Origin of the sequence: Sulfuriroseicoccus oceanibius (assembly GCF_010681825.2) — a bacterium.
Taxonomy (GTDB): Bacteria; Verrucomicrobiota; Verrucomicrobiia; order Verrucomicrobiales; family SLCJ01; genus Sulfuriroseicoccus; species Sulfuriroseicoccus oceanibius.
Window position 1 is genome coordinate 2,873,651 of record NZ_CP066776.1, and the last position, 15,423, is coordinate 2,889,073.

General features: G+C 56.5%; 13 protein-coding genes. 7 read left to right on the forward strand and 6 right to left on the reverse strand.

From position 1 onward, the window contains the following. Positions 1-55 precede the first annotated feature (55 nt). On the reverse strand, positions 56-691 hold the full coding sequence (locus G3M56_RS11565) for an Amuc_1102 family pilus-like protein (protein WP_164363684.1): 636 nt from the start codon (positions 689-691) through the stop codon (positions 56-58). A 219-nt stretch (positions 692-910) separates the two neighbouring features. Between G3M56_RS11565 and G3M56_RS11570 the strand changes: the two genes are divergently transcribed. Genes G3M56_RS11570 through G3M56_RS11590 form a run of 5 tightly spaced genes read left to right on the forward strand, consistent with a single transcriptional unit; the run spans position 911 to position 5,265 of the window. Further along, positions 911-1,630, forward strand: a complete 720-nt coding sequence (locus G3M56_RS11570; protein WP_164363687.1) for a type I 3-dehydroquinate dehydratase — start codon at positions 911-913, stop codon at positions 1,628-1,630. Between the two features lie 51 nt (positions 1,631-1,681). Next, on the forward strand, positions 1,682-2,836 hold the full coding sequence (locus G3M56_RS11575; RefSeq protein ID WP_164363689.1) for an ABC transporter permease: 1,155 nt from the start codon (positions 1,682-1,684) through the stop codon (positions 2,834-2,836). A 10-nt stretch (positions 2,837-2,846) separates the two neighbouring features. Then, entirely contained in the window at positions 2,847-3,635 is a 789-nt protein-coding gene (locus tag G3M56_RS11580; RefSeq protein ID WP_164363692.1) for an ABC transporter ATP-binding protein, read from the forward strand. Continuing rightward, a complete protein-coding gene (locus G3M56_RS11585) occupies positions 3,632-4,630 on the forward strand; it encodes an MlaD family protein (protein WP_164363693.1) in 999 nt (332 codons plus the stop codon). The genes G3M56_RS11580 and G3M56_RS11585 overlap by 4 nt, the downstream gene beginning before the upstream one ends. A 20-nt stretch (positions 4,631-4,650) precedes the next feature. Then, on the forward strand, positions 4,651-5,265 hold the full coding sequence (locus G3M56_RS11590) for a PqiC family protein (protein WP_164363695.1): 615 nt from the start codon (positions 4,651-4,653) through the stop codon (positions 5,263-5,265). Positions 5,266-5,300: 35 nt separating this feature from the next. Here G3M56_RS11590 and G3M56_RS11595 read toward each other — a convergent pair whose 3' ends face one another. The 5 genes from G3M56_RS11595 to G3M56_RS11615 all read right to left on the reverse strand — a co-directional run bounded on the left by G3M56_RS11595 (position 5,301) and on the right by G3M56_RS11615 (position 11,028). Further along, a complete protein-coding gene (locus G3M56_RS11595; protein ID WP_164363698.1) occupies positions 5,301-7,301 on the reverse strand; it encodes an ATP-dependent DNA helicase in 2,001 nt (666 codons plus the stop codon). A gap of 158 nt (positions 7,302-7,459) precedes the next feature. Then, positions 7,460-8,563, reverse strand: a complete 1,104-nt coding sequence (locus G3M56_RS11600; protein ID WP_164363700.1) for a hypothetical protein — start codon at positions 8,561-8,563, stop codon at positions 7,460-7,462. A gap of 39 nt (positions 8,564-8,602) precedes the next feature. Further along, positions 8,603-9,190 (reverse strand): hypothetical protein, encoded by a 588-nt coding sequence (locus G3M56_RS11605; RefSeq protein WP_164363702.1) that lies wholly within the window; start codon positions 9,188-9,190, stop codon positions 8,603-8,605. 7 nt (positions 9,191-9,197) lie between these two features. Continuing rightward, positions 9,198-9,977 (reverse strand): hypothetical protein, encoded by a 780-nt coding sequence (locus tag G3M56_RS11610; protein WP_235203420.1) that lies wholly within the window; start codon positions 9,975-9,977, stop codon positions 9,198-9,200. Positions 9,978-10,098: 121 nt separating this feature from the next. Further along, positions 10,099-11,028, reverse strand: coding sequence for a hypothetical protein (locus G3M56_RS11615; protein ID WP_164363603.1), 930 nt, complete (start codon positions 11,026-11,028; stop codon positions 10,099-10,101). 648 nt (positions 11,029-11,676) lie between these two features. Between G3M56_RS11615 and thiC the strand changes: the two genes are divergently transcribed. Together thiC and G3M56_RS11625 are read left to right on the forward strand one after the other, a co-directional pair. Continuing rightward, complete coding sequence (gene thiC, locus G3M56_RS11620; RefSeq protein WP_164363707.1) at positions 11,677-13,677, forward strand: phosphomethylpyrimidine synthase ThiC; 2,001 nt, start codon at positions 11,677-11,679, stop codon at positions 13,675-13,677. A gap of 405 nt (positions 13,678-14,082) precedes the next feature. Further along, positions 14,083-15,360: a Gfo/Idh/MocA family protein gene (locus G3M56_RS11625; RefSeq protein ID WP_164363709.1), complete on the forward strand. Its 1,278-nt coding sequence runs from the start codon at positions 14,083-14,085 to the stop codon at positions 15,358-15,360. Positions 15,361-15,423 lie beyond the last annotated feature (63 nt).

Below are 15,423 nucleotides of genomic sequence, written 5' to 3' on the forward strand. Positions count from 1 at the left end.
CCTCTGTCTAGAAAGACAAACAGCCGCGCTCTAACGAGCACGGCCGAACTCCCGACTATCGCTCCTGCCGGGTCTGCGGGTAACGATCGTACCACAACAAAGCAAACGGGGTATTCCCCTTCGCTCGAATCAAACCGCTCTCACGCGGATCAGACCACTTTTTCCACCATTCACCGCCCTTGGTCGACGCAAACAAGTCCTTAGGCTTGCTCATCGAGATATTTGGAGCCGTAACCGTCACACCAACCGACTGCACATCACCCTTACTAGGCTTATCCTTCCCCACGAAACGGGCAAGTGTGTCCGGATCGACGTACGCCACGAGGTACGCCTTTTTGGAACCCGCACGAATATTTGTGAAGGTGATCGAATCCGAAAGCATCACATACCTCGCCGCACGATCCGCCTCATTCGGAAGCGCCACGTAGAAGGTCGCAGTCAACTCCGGGATCACTTTGGTCTCCGCACGGGAATCCACATCCAACTCCACCTCAATCTCCAACCACTCAAGTTGATCCCAGCGCTTGTCACGAGGACCAGCCGCTGCATAACGAGGGGTCTGTTGCATCTCCACCTCAACCTTTTTAACTTCAACCTTATGTTGAACCTGAGCGGAGACGTATGTTGGCAACGCGGCCATTCCGACCACTGCCAACGCGAGGCTACGTGAGAATTTCTGGAGGGTTTTCATAAATATTGGATGGGTTTAATGGGATTCTCGGGGGAACGGAAGAAAAATCTTTGAAATGCCTGTGATTTCCTCAACCAACTACCAAAATGCCAATTCTGGATCACCAAAATCGCACAGAGAATCACCGCTGATCTAAAGCACACGCTCTCGACACATGCCAATCCCAATGCATGGTTGAAAGCGCCATCTCCCCGCTCCCGCACCTCACTCTCTTAGTCCATGAGCCACGACACCTCATCCAATCTCCCTCACCCTCCGCGCGTTGTCACCACCATCAACAACGCGGACGACCTCGCATTCGCGCGCACCGCGGACCTACCATCACTTTGCGATGTGCTTGAGATTCGGCTCGACGGACTCCAAGAGACACCTCTCGAGCTCTCGGAACTTCAATCCCTCCACGCCACCACCCCACTCATCCTCACCGCCCGACGCGAGGACGAAGGCGCATTCTCCCCAATGAGCGACGCAGCCAGGATCGACGCAATCCACCAAACCCTCCTCCAAGATGCCATGGTGGACCTCGAATTCCGAACCCTCAACTCTACTGCAAAAAGCCCAGCACTCACCCGGCTACTCGAAGCCATGAAGAACAACGGCAACACCATCGTGATGTCCTATCACGACTTCAACGGTGTACCAGACGAAGCACAGATCCGCGACCACCTCGCCTGCGCCAGGGAACACCGCGCGATCACCAAGATCGCAGCGACCGTCAACTCAACCACCCAACTCCAACTCTGGACCGAAAGACTCGCCCAACTGGAATGCTCCAACCAACGCTTCTCTTTCATGGGGATGGGGAAGTTTGGCATGGCCACCCGACTCATCGCTGCATCCGCAGGGTCGGAGCTCAATTACGGATTCATCCAATCTGCATCAGTCCCTGGTCAATGGCCGGCCAAGCTCCTCAAGGCTACCATTGCAAAGCTTTCATGAACTGGTTAACGTCACCGGAAATCTTAGCCCACCTTAGCGACACACCCACCGGTGACCGACTCTACACCATCCGCAGATCTCATCGCTCCGTCAGCACCTTCCGCTGACGGCGTAGGGCATGTACTCAAATTCCGCGGTGATTGGACTCTTGAGACACCGCGCCCGAAAGTCGCCCAATTGATCGCTGAGATTGAGCGCCTCGCCGCGGGATCCAGCCTCACTCTCGACACCCTGGAAGTCACCCGCTACGACTCCTCCCTCACCGCGCTGATTCTCCGCCTGATCCGCACCAGCGAAAGCCGCCAACTCAAGATCGACCACACGTCGCGCACCGACCCCAGCATCCATAACATGATGGAACTGGCCCTCGGCGTCCCCATTAACAAAGACGCCGAGCGCACACACGAATGCGAGCACGACTTCTTCTGTACCGTCGGCAAGGCAACCCTCGACCTCTACAGCTACATCATCGACACGATGAGCTTCATCGGCGAGACGGTCCTCTCATTGGGCCGCTTCGTAACAGGCCGCGCCCGCTTCAGATCCCGTGACTTCTGGATCACGCTCCAATCATGCGGCGCCGAAGCCCTTCCCATCGTCACACTCATCAGCTTCCTGGTTGGGACCATTCTCGCATTTGTTGGCAAAGCCCAGCTCGACACCTTCGGCGCATCTATCTACGTCGCTGACTTGGTAGCAATTGCCATGGTCCGGGAAATGGGATGCCTCATGACCGGCATCATCATGAGCGGCAGAACCGGTGCGGCATTCGCCGCTCAGATCGGCTCCATGAAAGTCACGCAGGAGATCGACGCCCTGCGCACTTTTGGCTTCCGCCCATTCGACTACCTCGTGCTGCCCCGCATGATCGCAATGATCTTGATGATGCCCCTGCTCACGATCTACTCAAATATCGTCGGCATCACCGGCGGCATGCTCGTATCCTGGGCATCAGGCATCCCCCCGCTGCTCTATTTCAACTCGACAGTCGAACTCCTCGACATCACCACAGCATCCCTCGGCGTCATCAAAAGCTTCTTCTTTGGTATCGTCATCGCCGGCGCAGGCTGCCTCCGCGGCATGCAGTCGGGCAACAGCTCATCCGCAGTTGGAACAGCAGCCACCCGTGCCGTCGTCACAGCGATCACCGCCATCATCGTGATCGACTCGTTCTTCGCTGTCGTTTTCACCATTCTCGACATCTGATCCCCCACTCATGTCCGCCACCACCCCACATATTGATGTTCGCGACCTCACCATGGCCTACGGGACCAACGTGGTGATGCGCGAACTCAATTTCCAAGTCTCACGCGGCGAAATCTTCGTCATCATGGGAGGTTCGGGCTGCGGTAAAAGCACCCTGCTGCGCCACATGATTGGACTACTCCAGCCAGCCAGCGGCGAGATCTTTTACAACGGCAAGACGTTCACCAAAGCTACTGCAGCTGAGCACCAACGCATGCTCAGGACCTTCGGCGTACTCTATCAGTCCGGCGCACTCTGGAGCTCGCTCACCCTCGCGGAAAACATCGCCACCCCACTGGAAGAGTTCACCGACCTCAAACGCAACGAAATCGCCGACATTGTTAGCTACAAGCTCTCACTCGTCGGGCTGGGCGGTTTCGAGGAATACTACCCATCGGAAATCAGCGGAGGCATGAAAAAGCGCGCCGCTCTCGCCCGAGCCATGGCGCTCGACCCGGAGATCCTCTTCTTTGACGAACCCTCCGCGGGCCTCGACCCCATCACCTCGCGCCGCCTCGACGAACTCATCCTCGAGATCAGTCGCAGCATGAACACCACCGTCGTACTCGTAACACACGAACTTCCCAGCCTCCTCGGCATCGGCGACAACTCGATCTTCCTCGACGTTACCACGAAGCGCCAAGGCCCGATCGGCAACCCGTCGTTCCTCAAAGATCACAGCACCAACCCGAACGTGCGCAAGTTTCTCAACCGCGGCGAATCTCCATCGCCAACAACCCAAGCTACCCCAGGACCATGAGCTCCAAGGCCAACCCAACCGCCATCGGCATTTTCGTCACCGGCGCCATCGCGCTCGGCGCGTTCGCTATTCTCTTGATCGGCAGCGGCCAATGGCTACGCAGCAAGCAGGAGTTCATCCTCTACTTCCGCGCCGACGCCAACGGTCTGGATGTCGGATCAGACGTCCGCATTGGCGGAGTGGCCATCGGCACGGTCGAATCCATCAGCATCGAGCTCAACCCTGAGACCGGCACGAAAATCGTCCCCGTCGTCGTCTCCATCGATGAGCAAAACTTCACCAGACTCTCGCCGGCAACCGCCGACATCGACCTGGGCAACCCGCAGCACCAACGCGAAATCATCGAAAGCGGCTTACGCGGGCGCCTCCGCCAGAACAGCATCCTCACCGGGAAGCTCTTCGTGGAGTTGGACTTCCTCCCAGACCAAGAGGGTTTTGTGTTCGATTCCCGCCATTCCAGAGAGCACCCTCAGATCCCGACCATCCCCGCCACCATGGATGCCATGATGGAATCGATTTCGGAAAGTCTGGACGCCATCAGCAGCCTCAATTTCACCGAACTCTTCGACGAGATCACCAAGCTCGTAAAAGTCACCGAACAACGAGTAGCCCAACTCGACACTGAGGAAATTAAAGAAGGCATCGTCGGCACCACAGACGACATCCGACGGGTGCTCAACGACCCCGAACTTGCTCAAGGTTTGGACGACTTCAAACTTGCCGCAGCGCAGATCAAGGAGTTGACGACAACCCTCAACTCCAAAGCCGGACCGATCGCCGACAACCTGGACCAGGCGCTCGCCAAGGCCGATGCCAGCATGTCCAAGATCGAAGCCGCCGCCGACGGACTCGCCGGGCTCACCGCCGAGGACGCCCCCACCATCATGCGCCTGAACGACGCAATTGCCGAGATCCAGCGCACATCGAAAGCTTTCCGGGAATTAGCCGACTTCCTCAAGCGCAATCCGGACGCGGTACTCAAAGGTCGCGACTAACCTAATCCCCACCTTTTCCCATGAAAACGCTCACCACCCTCCTCGCACTTGGCTCCTGCCTGCTACTTGGATCCTGCGCACTGCTCACGAAGACCTCGGACAAACGCGCGATCTATACGCTGCGCCCAATCGAGCACACGCCATTGGCAACCATGCCAACCTTCAGCGCACACGTTACCTCGGTATCCATTCCCGGCTATCTCGACCGCTCTGAACTCGTAACCCGCTCCAGCCCCAACCAGCTGGATATCCGCCACCGCGCCGTCTGGGGAGACGACCTTCAATCCGACATCGCCCGAACTCTGGCAACCAACCTCCGCTCACTCCTCGGCACCAGCTACATCGTAGCCCGCGATAGCAACCTCGCACGACGCGACGACGCCACACGCATCGACCTGGAGATTAACCGCTTCGAACCTCTCCCCGGCGGCCGCCAAATCGAGTTCAGCGGACTCTACTCGCTGCGCCAAAGCTACTCACCGCAACCCGCAAGAATCCTCCCGTTCTCCATTATCCTCGACCAAGCCCAAGCCAGCGCGACAAACAGCGCTACCCTGATGTCGGTCGAGACAATGAACGCCGCCCTCGATGAACTCAGCCTCCAAATCGCACAGGCTCTGATCGACCGCAGCTAACCAACAGGCACGTAGCTCCCTGCCATCGGTGAAACTCAATGCACCACACGCGGTGCATCCGGCAACGCTCGCAGGAAACGTTTCCCATATGGCTTGGTCAGCACGCGATTGTCCAGAATCACCACAATCCCCCGATCATTCTTCGAGCGGATCAACCGCCCAACACCCTGACGCAGTTTCAAAATCGCCTCAGGAACAGAGAAGTCGAAAAACGAACTCCCGCCCTCTTCTTCGATCCGCTCAATCCGCGAAGCCACCAACGGGTGATCCGGTACTGCAAAGGGCAAACGGGTCACGATCACGTTGGTCAGCGCGTCCCCTGGGACGTCAACGCCGGTCCAAAAACTATCCGTCCCAAACAAGACCGAGCCTTTGTTCTCTCGGAATGATTGTAGGATGGCTTCACGGGACATTCCGCTCCCCTGCACCAACAGCGGCCATCCTCCACGGTCCAAGAACCGTGACAGAGACGCCGCCGTCTTCCGCATCAGCGCATAGCTGGTGAAAAGCACAAACGCCCGCCCATCGCTCATCTCGACGAACTTCTTAATATTCTCCGCCAAAGCTTCATCGAAATTCGGGTCGCGCGGTTCAGGGATCGACTTCACGAGGTGCAATTCCATCTGCCGCTTGAAGTCGAACGGACTCCCAAGCACCAGAGGTTCGGCACGCTCCGCCCCCACGCGTCGCTTGAAGTAACTCAACTCGTTATCACCCACCCCAAGAGTCGCACTGGTAAGCACGCAGCCACGACGCCCATGGAAAAGCGTCGAGCGCAGCAGCGCCGCCACATCCACAGGAGCCGAATGCAGAGTCACCACATCGCTCCCGCCCTGACTATTCCTCTGCACCCAGTAAATATGATCCTCCTCTTCCTGGTCTAGGAATGCGTTGACGGCCATCCGCGCGCTTTTCACGGAATCGGCCATGTCCTCAAACTCGTCTTTCTTGAGCTCACCCTCACATTCATCCGCGGCAGCCCGGGCCAAGTCCTCCACCCGCCGCAATGACGCCGCCACCGTATTCTCAACCAGCCCCGTCTCGCGCACCCGGAATTCCTTACCAAAATCTCCAAAAGAACACGCCTCGGCCACATTACTAAAGAAGTGATCGATCTCGCTCATCGCAGTCTCAACGGAGCGGCAACCCGCCCCATCCCGCGATGACAAAAACATCCCCCGCTTGGTCCGAGGGTTGTACAACCGCTGAAGATCGTAACGCAAACCGCTCTGGCTCACATGCAAACCAAACTGCTTTGCAGCAATCTGCTCGATCGTGTGCGCCTCATCCAAAATCGCAAAATCCGCAGGGAACAAAAATCCCTCCATATCCGCATCGCGGTCAATCAATCGCTCACCCGCCAACAGAGTGAAAAACAGAGTGTGATTGACTACCACAACCTGGGCCGCCGCCACTTTCTTGCGAATCTCCTGGTAATGACACGCGCCCGGCGCCCCACAGCGACGCGGCGTACAAATCCGCGACTCACTGCAAACCTGCGCCCACACTTTCGGGTCGGGCCGAAATGGCAGGTCGGTCAAGGTTCCGTCCTCAGTCTCCTCAGCCCACAACGCAATGCGCTCCAGCTGCTCGGTCTCGCTGGTAGTGAACAAGTCCCCCGGCTGGCGCAATGCCGCCCGCAACCGCTGCGGACACAAATAGTTCTGCCGACCTTTGAGCAACACCGCATTGATCTCCTGCCCGACAATCTTTTCCACAATCGGCAGATCCTTGTGCATCAACTGCTCCTGCAGGTTGATCGTATGCGTGGAAATCACCGCTTTCCGGTCGTGTTCCAGCGCGTGCATCACCGCCGGAACCAGATAGGCCAAGGACTTACCCACCCCCGTCGCAGCCTCAGCTACCAGCAGATTGTCATTCTCAAGCGCGCGCGCCACGCTGTGGGCCAACTGCTGCTGCTGTTCGCGATACTCGAAATCCGGAGATCCCGACAACACACCGGACTCGGAAAACACATCATACACACTCTCCGCAATCGACGGTGCCTCCCCTTCTCCTTGGTCCAATGAAATCATACGCGCTCAACAACTGCCCCGAGCATCCACCGCCCTCTGATTCCGTTCAACTGCAGAATCGTACGATCCGTCGTTTAATTTCCCCTCACCGACCGGAGACAAAAAAACCGTGGGCGCAGCCGGCACCCACGGTCTTGTCTTGAATACTCTGCAGTCGATTACTCGGACGATCCGACGTTCGCATTCACCACGATCTCGCGATCGACAGTGAACGTCACCACATCAAGACGCTCAGGCTCACCGTTATTGAAAGGCGTCTTACTCAACAACTCCATGGTGTAAACCCCGTCATCGCCAAGATACTGCTCCCAGTTCTCCGCAATCACATCGAGCTCCTGCGGCTCGTCCGCTTGGATATCGCGTACCGATGCGGCAATCACCTTACCCACTGTACCCAAAGCCTCCTCACCTTCATAGACGTGAAGGTAAATCAAACTATCAGGATACACATCGGTCACCTGATACCGCACTTCTGGAATGTTCCGCAGAACTTTCTGATCTTCCTCGACACCGATGATCTTACCTTCAGCAACCGGCCAAACTTTGATCGTTTCGGAGTCTAGAATCGCACTAGCGGTATAGCTAAAGCCGCTCCCCGTGTCTGCCTTCACGATGGAGAAAATGGTGAACACCTCCTCACCCTCAGCCTTGGTCGCATCCTCGATCACCTTCCCCTTCTCAACCGTTTCACCGACCAAGGAAGTGTACTGTTCACGAATCAACGCTCCATTCTCCATGAAGAAGCTCTCCACCTCCACTTGGTTCGTCTTCTGACCAAGAGGCGCCGCATGGGTCTTAGGATTGTAATCTTCTTTCACATAACGATAAAAGACCATCCGCTCGTGCAAGTCGGCATCGTCATCATTAACCATCCCCGCAGTGCGCAGCTTGACTCGATAAGGCCGGTCCGCACGAGTCCGCAACGGCACCGCAGGATCCTCGGAGGTAATCGTCACCTTGGCTTTAGGCTGATAAGTCCCGATAATCTTGCTATCCAGGAAGTAGATCTTGGTATCAGGCTCAATACCTTGCGCGTACAACTCAAACTTCGCACCGCTCTCAGGGATCGCCATTGGTGCCGGCGTCACGCCTTCCAAAGTAGGAAGGTAGTAATCCCAGATGAGCCCACTATCGTCCATCTGGATCTGACGGATCAAATCACCATCAGCCTCGGTTTGAGCAAACACTCCAGTCACACAAATAGGCAACAGCCCACAAGCAGCCAACAGAGTTCTGCCACCAACTCGAATCGCTCTCTTCATAGTATCTTTTGGTTCGGGGTTTAATTCTTGATAGAGTCTCTATCCCTTTCCAGGGCTCTTCGCAGCCTTCAGCTGCTTCTTCACATCTCCTCGGTAGGAAATTGGATGCCGCTGATAGACCGACACGGAGATTCGTTGATCAGCAACAATCGCTTCAAGCAAAGGTTCCTTGAGATGCTCCTTGCCGGTTGCCTCCTCGACGCTCAAATCGATAGTACGCAGCCACCCGAAGTTCTGACGCAAAAACTCAGGCCATAACACAAACTGTCCAACAGGCTCGTTCACCACCCGGTCACTCAAGACTTCAGGCACAAACATCACCGCCCCTTCAGGCAAAATCGTGTGCTTGCCGTCGTAAGCGATAATCGTCGAGTTGTCGTAGATCGACGGATTCATCGGCACCGACTTGTTCGGCACAATCATGTAGTTCCGTTCTCGGTCGATCTTCTTGCGCTTCGCGTTCATCTCCTCACGCGTCACACGGTTGGCCGATGGCGCCTTGAGATCCTTCGGCAGACCATTCGCATCCAAGCGGTCTGACTTCTTCAGCCACACCACCTGTTGGGCGGAAACATCCCCTCCAGCCACGACCGCGGCCACCATCAACATGTAGAACAATTTCTTCATATAAACTCTAGTACCTCCAAGCGTCCCAAGGCCCCGCAGCGACTTCCTCGTCGTCCACAAATCTCCAATCCACCTTGGCTCCGCTCTTAATAGCGAGAAAATCTCTTACCGCAGGGCTCACGTCAATCCCCGCATCGTCATTTCGGTTCGGTAGCGGCCGGTTCTGACCAAACACATAGTCAACATCATCGGTCCGAAATGGACCAACATCCCGCCACTGCGCATAGCAAACTTTTCCGTTGTAACGGATCGCAACCCAACGCCCGTCACAAACCGTAATCCCCGGCCCGCGATAGTCCTCCCAGTACCACGGAATATAATGGTCCGCCCCCTCACGCAGCAATCCCGTAGACGGGTCGATGTCGTTAAACGGAAGCGCCACGTAAAATGGCGACTGATCAGGATAAAACCCAATCGGCAGGTAGCCATTTCTGGCGTCGGGCGCATCAAACCCACCAAAGGTCTGCTGCCAATACGGATCCCACGAACTCTTGTCGTTGCTCACCGGGTTGCCAGGCCGAGCCTCTTCCCCAACCCAGAAAACCGTAGCCGTAATTCGATCACGCCAACGATAAGTGGGGTCCAACACCCGGTAGCGGGCCAAGCCAAGGTCACGAACATCAACCCCATGCGGCCGTGGCAACACGGACTCCATCGAGGCTGCTCCAATGGCACACCGATCCATCATCGCTTCATGCGCATCCGCCAGCCGGCCGGATAATCCGACAGCATTCACCGAATGCACACTCGCAATGGCAAACGCCAAAATCATCAGATCACATTTCACTGTCATTCTGATCGCAACACCACCCTAACGAAAACCCTCAGAAGTGAAATCCATTCAACTCCTGAGGGCTTGCTTCAACCACAAGATGCCTGCCACCCAGAGCAGGCCTGCGGTTCAAATGTTACTTGCTTGGGTAGGCACCTCCGCCACGCCCCTCGTCATCGACACACCAAACACCATCAACCTCGAAGACAGCATCACTTGGAACCGCATCAGCAGAACCATAGCAACTCTCGGCATAGGCCTCGGCCTCTTCCTTAGAATAGAAAACTTCCATCCCCTCGTAATCCTTCATGGCATTAGGTCCGCCATGCCCTTTGCCAGGGTTACTAACATCTACACCATCAATGTTGTTTCCGTGACCATTGTTAGACTTACCGGATCCCCTCCATCCATCGAGGGCATCGTCGTAGCTTACCGAATCGTCAGAACCAAAATCGTCGTCGTCACGATCGTCGTCGTCATCGTCGGCGTTTGCATCATCCCAGCCTCCCAAATCTCCAACAGGATCCGGAATCGTCACGCTTCCGGTGAGTCCGTCGTTCTTGGAGCTGATCATCTCCATATTCTTCACGACTTTCCAACCAATATTGGGCTTGGTCCCGACCTCCGCATACAGTGGGGTGTCAAGCTCGCCTACCGGCTTCGGCGGCTGCTTCACACCGGTCCCCATCAGGATGAGATAACCGTCAGGATTAGAAACGTTGGTCGTGAGAACGAACTTAAGTGTCACGTTGCTCTCATCAATCGCCGGCAGCGGCGACACCACTTCGATGTCATCTGTCGTTCCGGTCGCCCGGCCATCAGTCAAGGTGAGTGCATTCCCCACAGACTGACCATTGACAAAGGCCTGAATCTTGAGGTGTGCGTCAACCAAGTCTTCCTGTTTGTTCTTACCCGAGGTCGAGAAGCGCCCATTCGACAACACCTCCGCACCCACCGGCGCTGTCGCGTTCAAACGGGCGTAGTACCCTTGAACCTCGTAATGATACCAGTCACCCATGTTCGCTTCCACTTCGTCGATGGTGTTGGTCATGGAATAAGAATCCATGCCCGGTCCTCCAACAACAAAATCAGCAGACGCTGGAACGACAAAAGCTCCTGCCAGGAGGCAGGCCGACAACATTGAAACATTGGGGCGGGTTTTCATATTCGTTTCGTTACGCTGTTTTTCAGGGGCCGGCAACAGGGGGATCCGGCATAATCCCTTCACACTGAGAAGACGTTACCAAGTCTCAATTTTTCATTCTAGTGACAATATTTAAAATATTGCCTGAAAAAATCCCCCCAATTTTGGGTAGGGTCGGTTATAAACTCCAGAATCCTAACCACTCGTCAAGCACGCGATAACAAATAAGGCTGGTTTATTCCATCCCCCTAACCGAGGCTCGACGATCCGCTCTCGCTTGACAAAACGCCGCCACAGCCGCAGCTTCAAGCCATCACACAACCCGACAGGGGGGCCTCGCGACGGCGAGGTTGAGACCGGACGTAGCACGGAGGGCCGATGACCATCGCCAGCCTGCAAACCGGAGACCCTTCAAACCTGCTCCGGATAATGCCGGCGAAGGAAGATCGGCCCAGCGAAGCCAACGGCATCCAAGCATCGGAACAGCCCGCGGATTTTCAGCCCCACTCTCTCAATCGCCACCCATTCCGGGTCGGCGATTTTTTTTTACCCTCACATCACCAACCAGCCATGATCAAACCTACCGACACACCTCCAGCGGAAGATTCGCTCTTCCCGAACTCGAAACGCATCTACGTCAAAGGCACCCTCCACCCGGAGCTTGAAGTACCGATGCGCGAGATCCAACTCTCGCAGACCAATCACCCAACTGGTCGCGTCGAACAAAACGCACCAGTCCGCGTTTATGACTGCTCCGGACCATGGGGCGACCCTGAGTACGACGGCGAGGTCACCGAAGGCCTGCCTGCCCTGCGCCGAGACTGGATCCTCGACCGCGGCGACGTCGAAGAGTACGAAGGACGCAACATTAAGCCGGAAGACAACGGCTACCTCTCCGACGAACACGCCCGCAAGTTCAACGAAAAGAAGGAGGCAAAGAACAAGCTCAAGGAGTACCCGGGCTTGAAGCGCAAGCCACTGCGCGCCGCTGCAGGCCACCCGGTCACCCAGAAGTGGTACGCCGATCAGGGCATCATCACCCCTGAGATGGAGTACATCGCCATTCGCGAAAACCTCGGTCGCACTCAGGCATTCCAAACCATCGCCGATCAGTACGACAATCCGAACGGCTCCTCGACTACCACGCCAGATGGCTACGAAATGCCACGTCCGTCGCAGATCGACCCATTCAAGCAAGTCTCACGCAACATCCTCGAACATCAGCACCCTGGCCAAAACTGGGGCAACGAGCTTCCTGAGCTCATCACTCCTGAGTTCGTACGCCAAGAAGTCGCCGCCGGCCGCGCGATCATCCCATCCAACATCAACCACCCGGAAGCCGAGCCCATGATCATCGGCAGCAAATTCCTGGTGAAGATCAACGCCAACATCGGCAACTCCGCCGTAGCGTCCACCATCGACGAGGAAGTCGAAAAAATGCGCTGGGCCACCAAGTGGGGCGCCGACACCGTGATGGATCTCTCCACCGGAAAAAACATCCACGCTACCCGCGAATGGATCCTGCGCAATTCCCCGGTCCCAATCGGCACCGTTCCGATCTACCAGGCCCTCGAGAAGGTCAACGGTCGGATCGAAGACCTCACTTGGGAGCTCTTCCGCGACACTCTCATCGAACAAGCCGAGCAGGGCGTCGACTACTTCACCATTCACGCCGGAGTCTTGCTGCGCTTCGTGCCTCACACTGCCCGCCGCATGACCGGCATCGTCTCGCGCGGTGGCTCGATCATGGCAAAATGGTGCCTCTCCCATCACAAGGAGAACTTCCTCTACACCCACTGGGATGAAATCTGCGACATCTGCGCCGCCTACGACGTCTCGTTCTCCATCGGTGACGGACTCCGCCCGGGCTCGATCGCCGACGCCAACGACTACGCCCAGCTTGCAGAACTCGAAGTGCAGGGTGAACTCACCCAACGCGCATGGGCGAAGGGCTGTCAGGTGATGAACGAAGGCCCTGGCCACGTTCCGATGCACCTCATTCAGGAGAACATGCAAAAGCAGATCGAATGGTGCAAAGGCGCTCCATTCTACACGCTTGGACCACTCACCACCGACGTCGCCCCAGGCTACGACCACATCACATCCGGTATCGGTGCCGCGATGATCGGCTGGTACGGCTGCGCCATGCTCTGCTACGTCACACCGAAGGAGCACCTCGGCTTGCCGAACCGGGATGACGTGCGCGAAGGGGTGATCACCTACAAGATCGCCGCACACGCCGCCGACTTGGCAAAAGGCCACCCAGCAGCTCAGGAACGCGACAACGCACTGTCGAAGGCTCGTTTCGAGTTCCGCTGGGAGGATCAGTTCAACCTGTCACTCGACCCGGACAAGGCCCGCAGCTACCACGACGAAACCCTACCGGCAGATAGTGCGAAAACCGCTCACTTCTGTTCTATGTGCGGCCCCACGTTCTGCTCGATGAAGATCACCGACGACGTGCGCAAGTACGCCGAGGAACACGGTTTCACTGAACAAGCAGCAATCGAACAGGGAATGGCGGAAAAAGCCAAGGAGTTCGCTAAAAAAGGCGGAGAGATCTACAACTAATACCATTTGAACGGTCAAATTGGCGGAATGGCGGAGAGCTTTTTCGAGTGAGGCAAGACGCGAACCGCGATGCTAGCGGGCTACCTGAGCTGTGAGCAACGCGGCATCACTCAAAAAGATCCCGCCAAGATCACTTTCTTCACTCCCTATTCGTCTAATCGAATCCCCCATCGGTTACGCCAAGATGACCGTTTAAATGGTATAATCGGTGAATCACCTTCACCAGCCGGCGCGCCCCTTCATCCAGAGGGGGCGCGCTTTTTCATATCCAGTCCGAAGCCCCCCCCAGACATGCTGCTCGGATATCGACCATCCATTGCAGATCAGCCCCCAATCACCAATGACGGTTGATCCGCGCATTTCTCCGCTTACGCTCTACACGAAAATTTCAACCTCGCCACACTCATGAGCACCACGAAACCACTGACAATTGCCACCGTCGGCTGCGGATCCCGCGCCCTGACCTACATGAAGCTCGCCGCCTCGAGACCGGAGCAATTCCAGATCGTCGCTGCTGCCGATCCTATCCCTGAGCGTGTCGCCGCCGCCAAAGAGATCAGCCAAAACCCCGAGTTTCGCTCGTTCGATTCGGCCGACGCCCTGCTGGCGGAACCAAAACTCGCCGACATCCTGATCATCGGCACTCAGGACAACTACCACTACGGCCCGGCCAAAACAGCCCTCCTCAAAGACTACCACCTTCTTTTGGAGAAGCCGGCCACTCAGGATCTCGAAACCACTGAGGAACTCGCAGCCATTGCCACCGAGCGCGGACTAAAAGTCGTACTCTGCTTCGTTCTTCGCTACACCGCGGTGTACCGCAAGATCAAGGAGATCGTCGACTCAGGCCGCCTCGGGGACATCATCTCGCTGCGTGCCTCTGAGGGTGTCGGCGCATTCCACCAAGTCCACTCGTTCGTCCGCGGCCACTGGGCCAAGTCGCAGGAATCCACCCCGATGATCGTTGCCAAGTGCTCGCACGACATGGACATCATCGCCTGGATCATGGGTGAAAAATGCAAACGCGTCTCATCTTTCGGCAACCTCACCCATTTCCACGCAGGCAACCGCCCGGAAGGCTCGCCAGACCTCTGCACCGATGGCGACAACGAGCACAAAAAGAACTGCCCGTACTGCGCACTTCGTTACCTCGACGAGGACATGGAAGGATGGCTCAAGATGGTCTATCCAGATCCTGAAGGCATCCACGATAAGGAAGCGGTCCTCGAGTGGCTCAAGAATTCCCCGTGGGCGCGCAACCCATACGCCTGCGATAACGACGTCGTCGACCACCAAGTGGTCAATATGGAGTTCGTCAATGGTACTACCGCAGCACTCACCATGACCGCCTTCGATCAAGGCCGCAGCATTGAAATCTACGGCACCAAGGCATCACTCCGCGGCGGCGACGCCAACAAACTCCACTTTGGTAAAGATATCGTCATCCGCGACCACATCAGCGGAGAGATCGAAGAAATCGAAATCAAAGTCCCGGAAAAAGGCGAAGAAGGCTACGGTCACGGCGGCGGCGACTTCGGCCTGATCGATTCCCTCTATCAAATCATCACCGAAAACAGCGACTCCGCTTCTCTCATCGAAAACTCGGTCGAAGGCCACCGCATCGCCTTCGCCGCCGAAGCCTCAAGACTCAGTGGCGGCACTCCGGTAAACCTCGCCGACTAACCGCAATCTCTTCTAAAAAAGAATCTTCCCTCTGGGCGGGTGTGTTTATAAATCGGATTATGC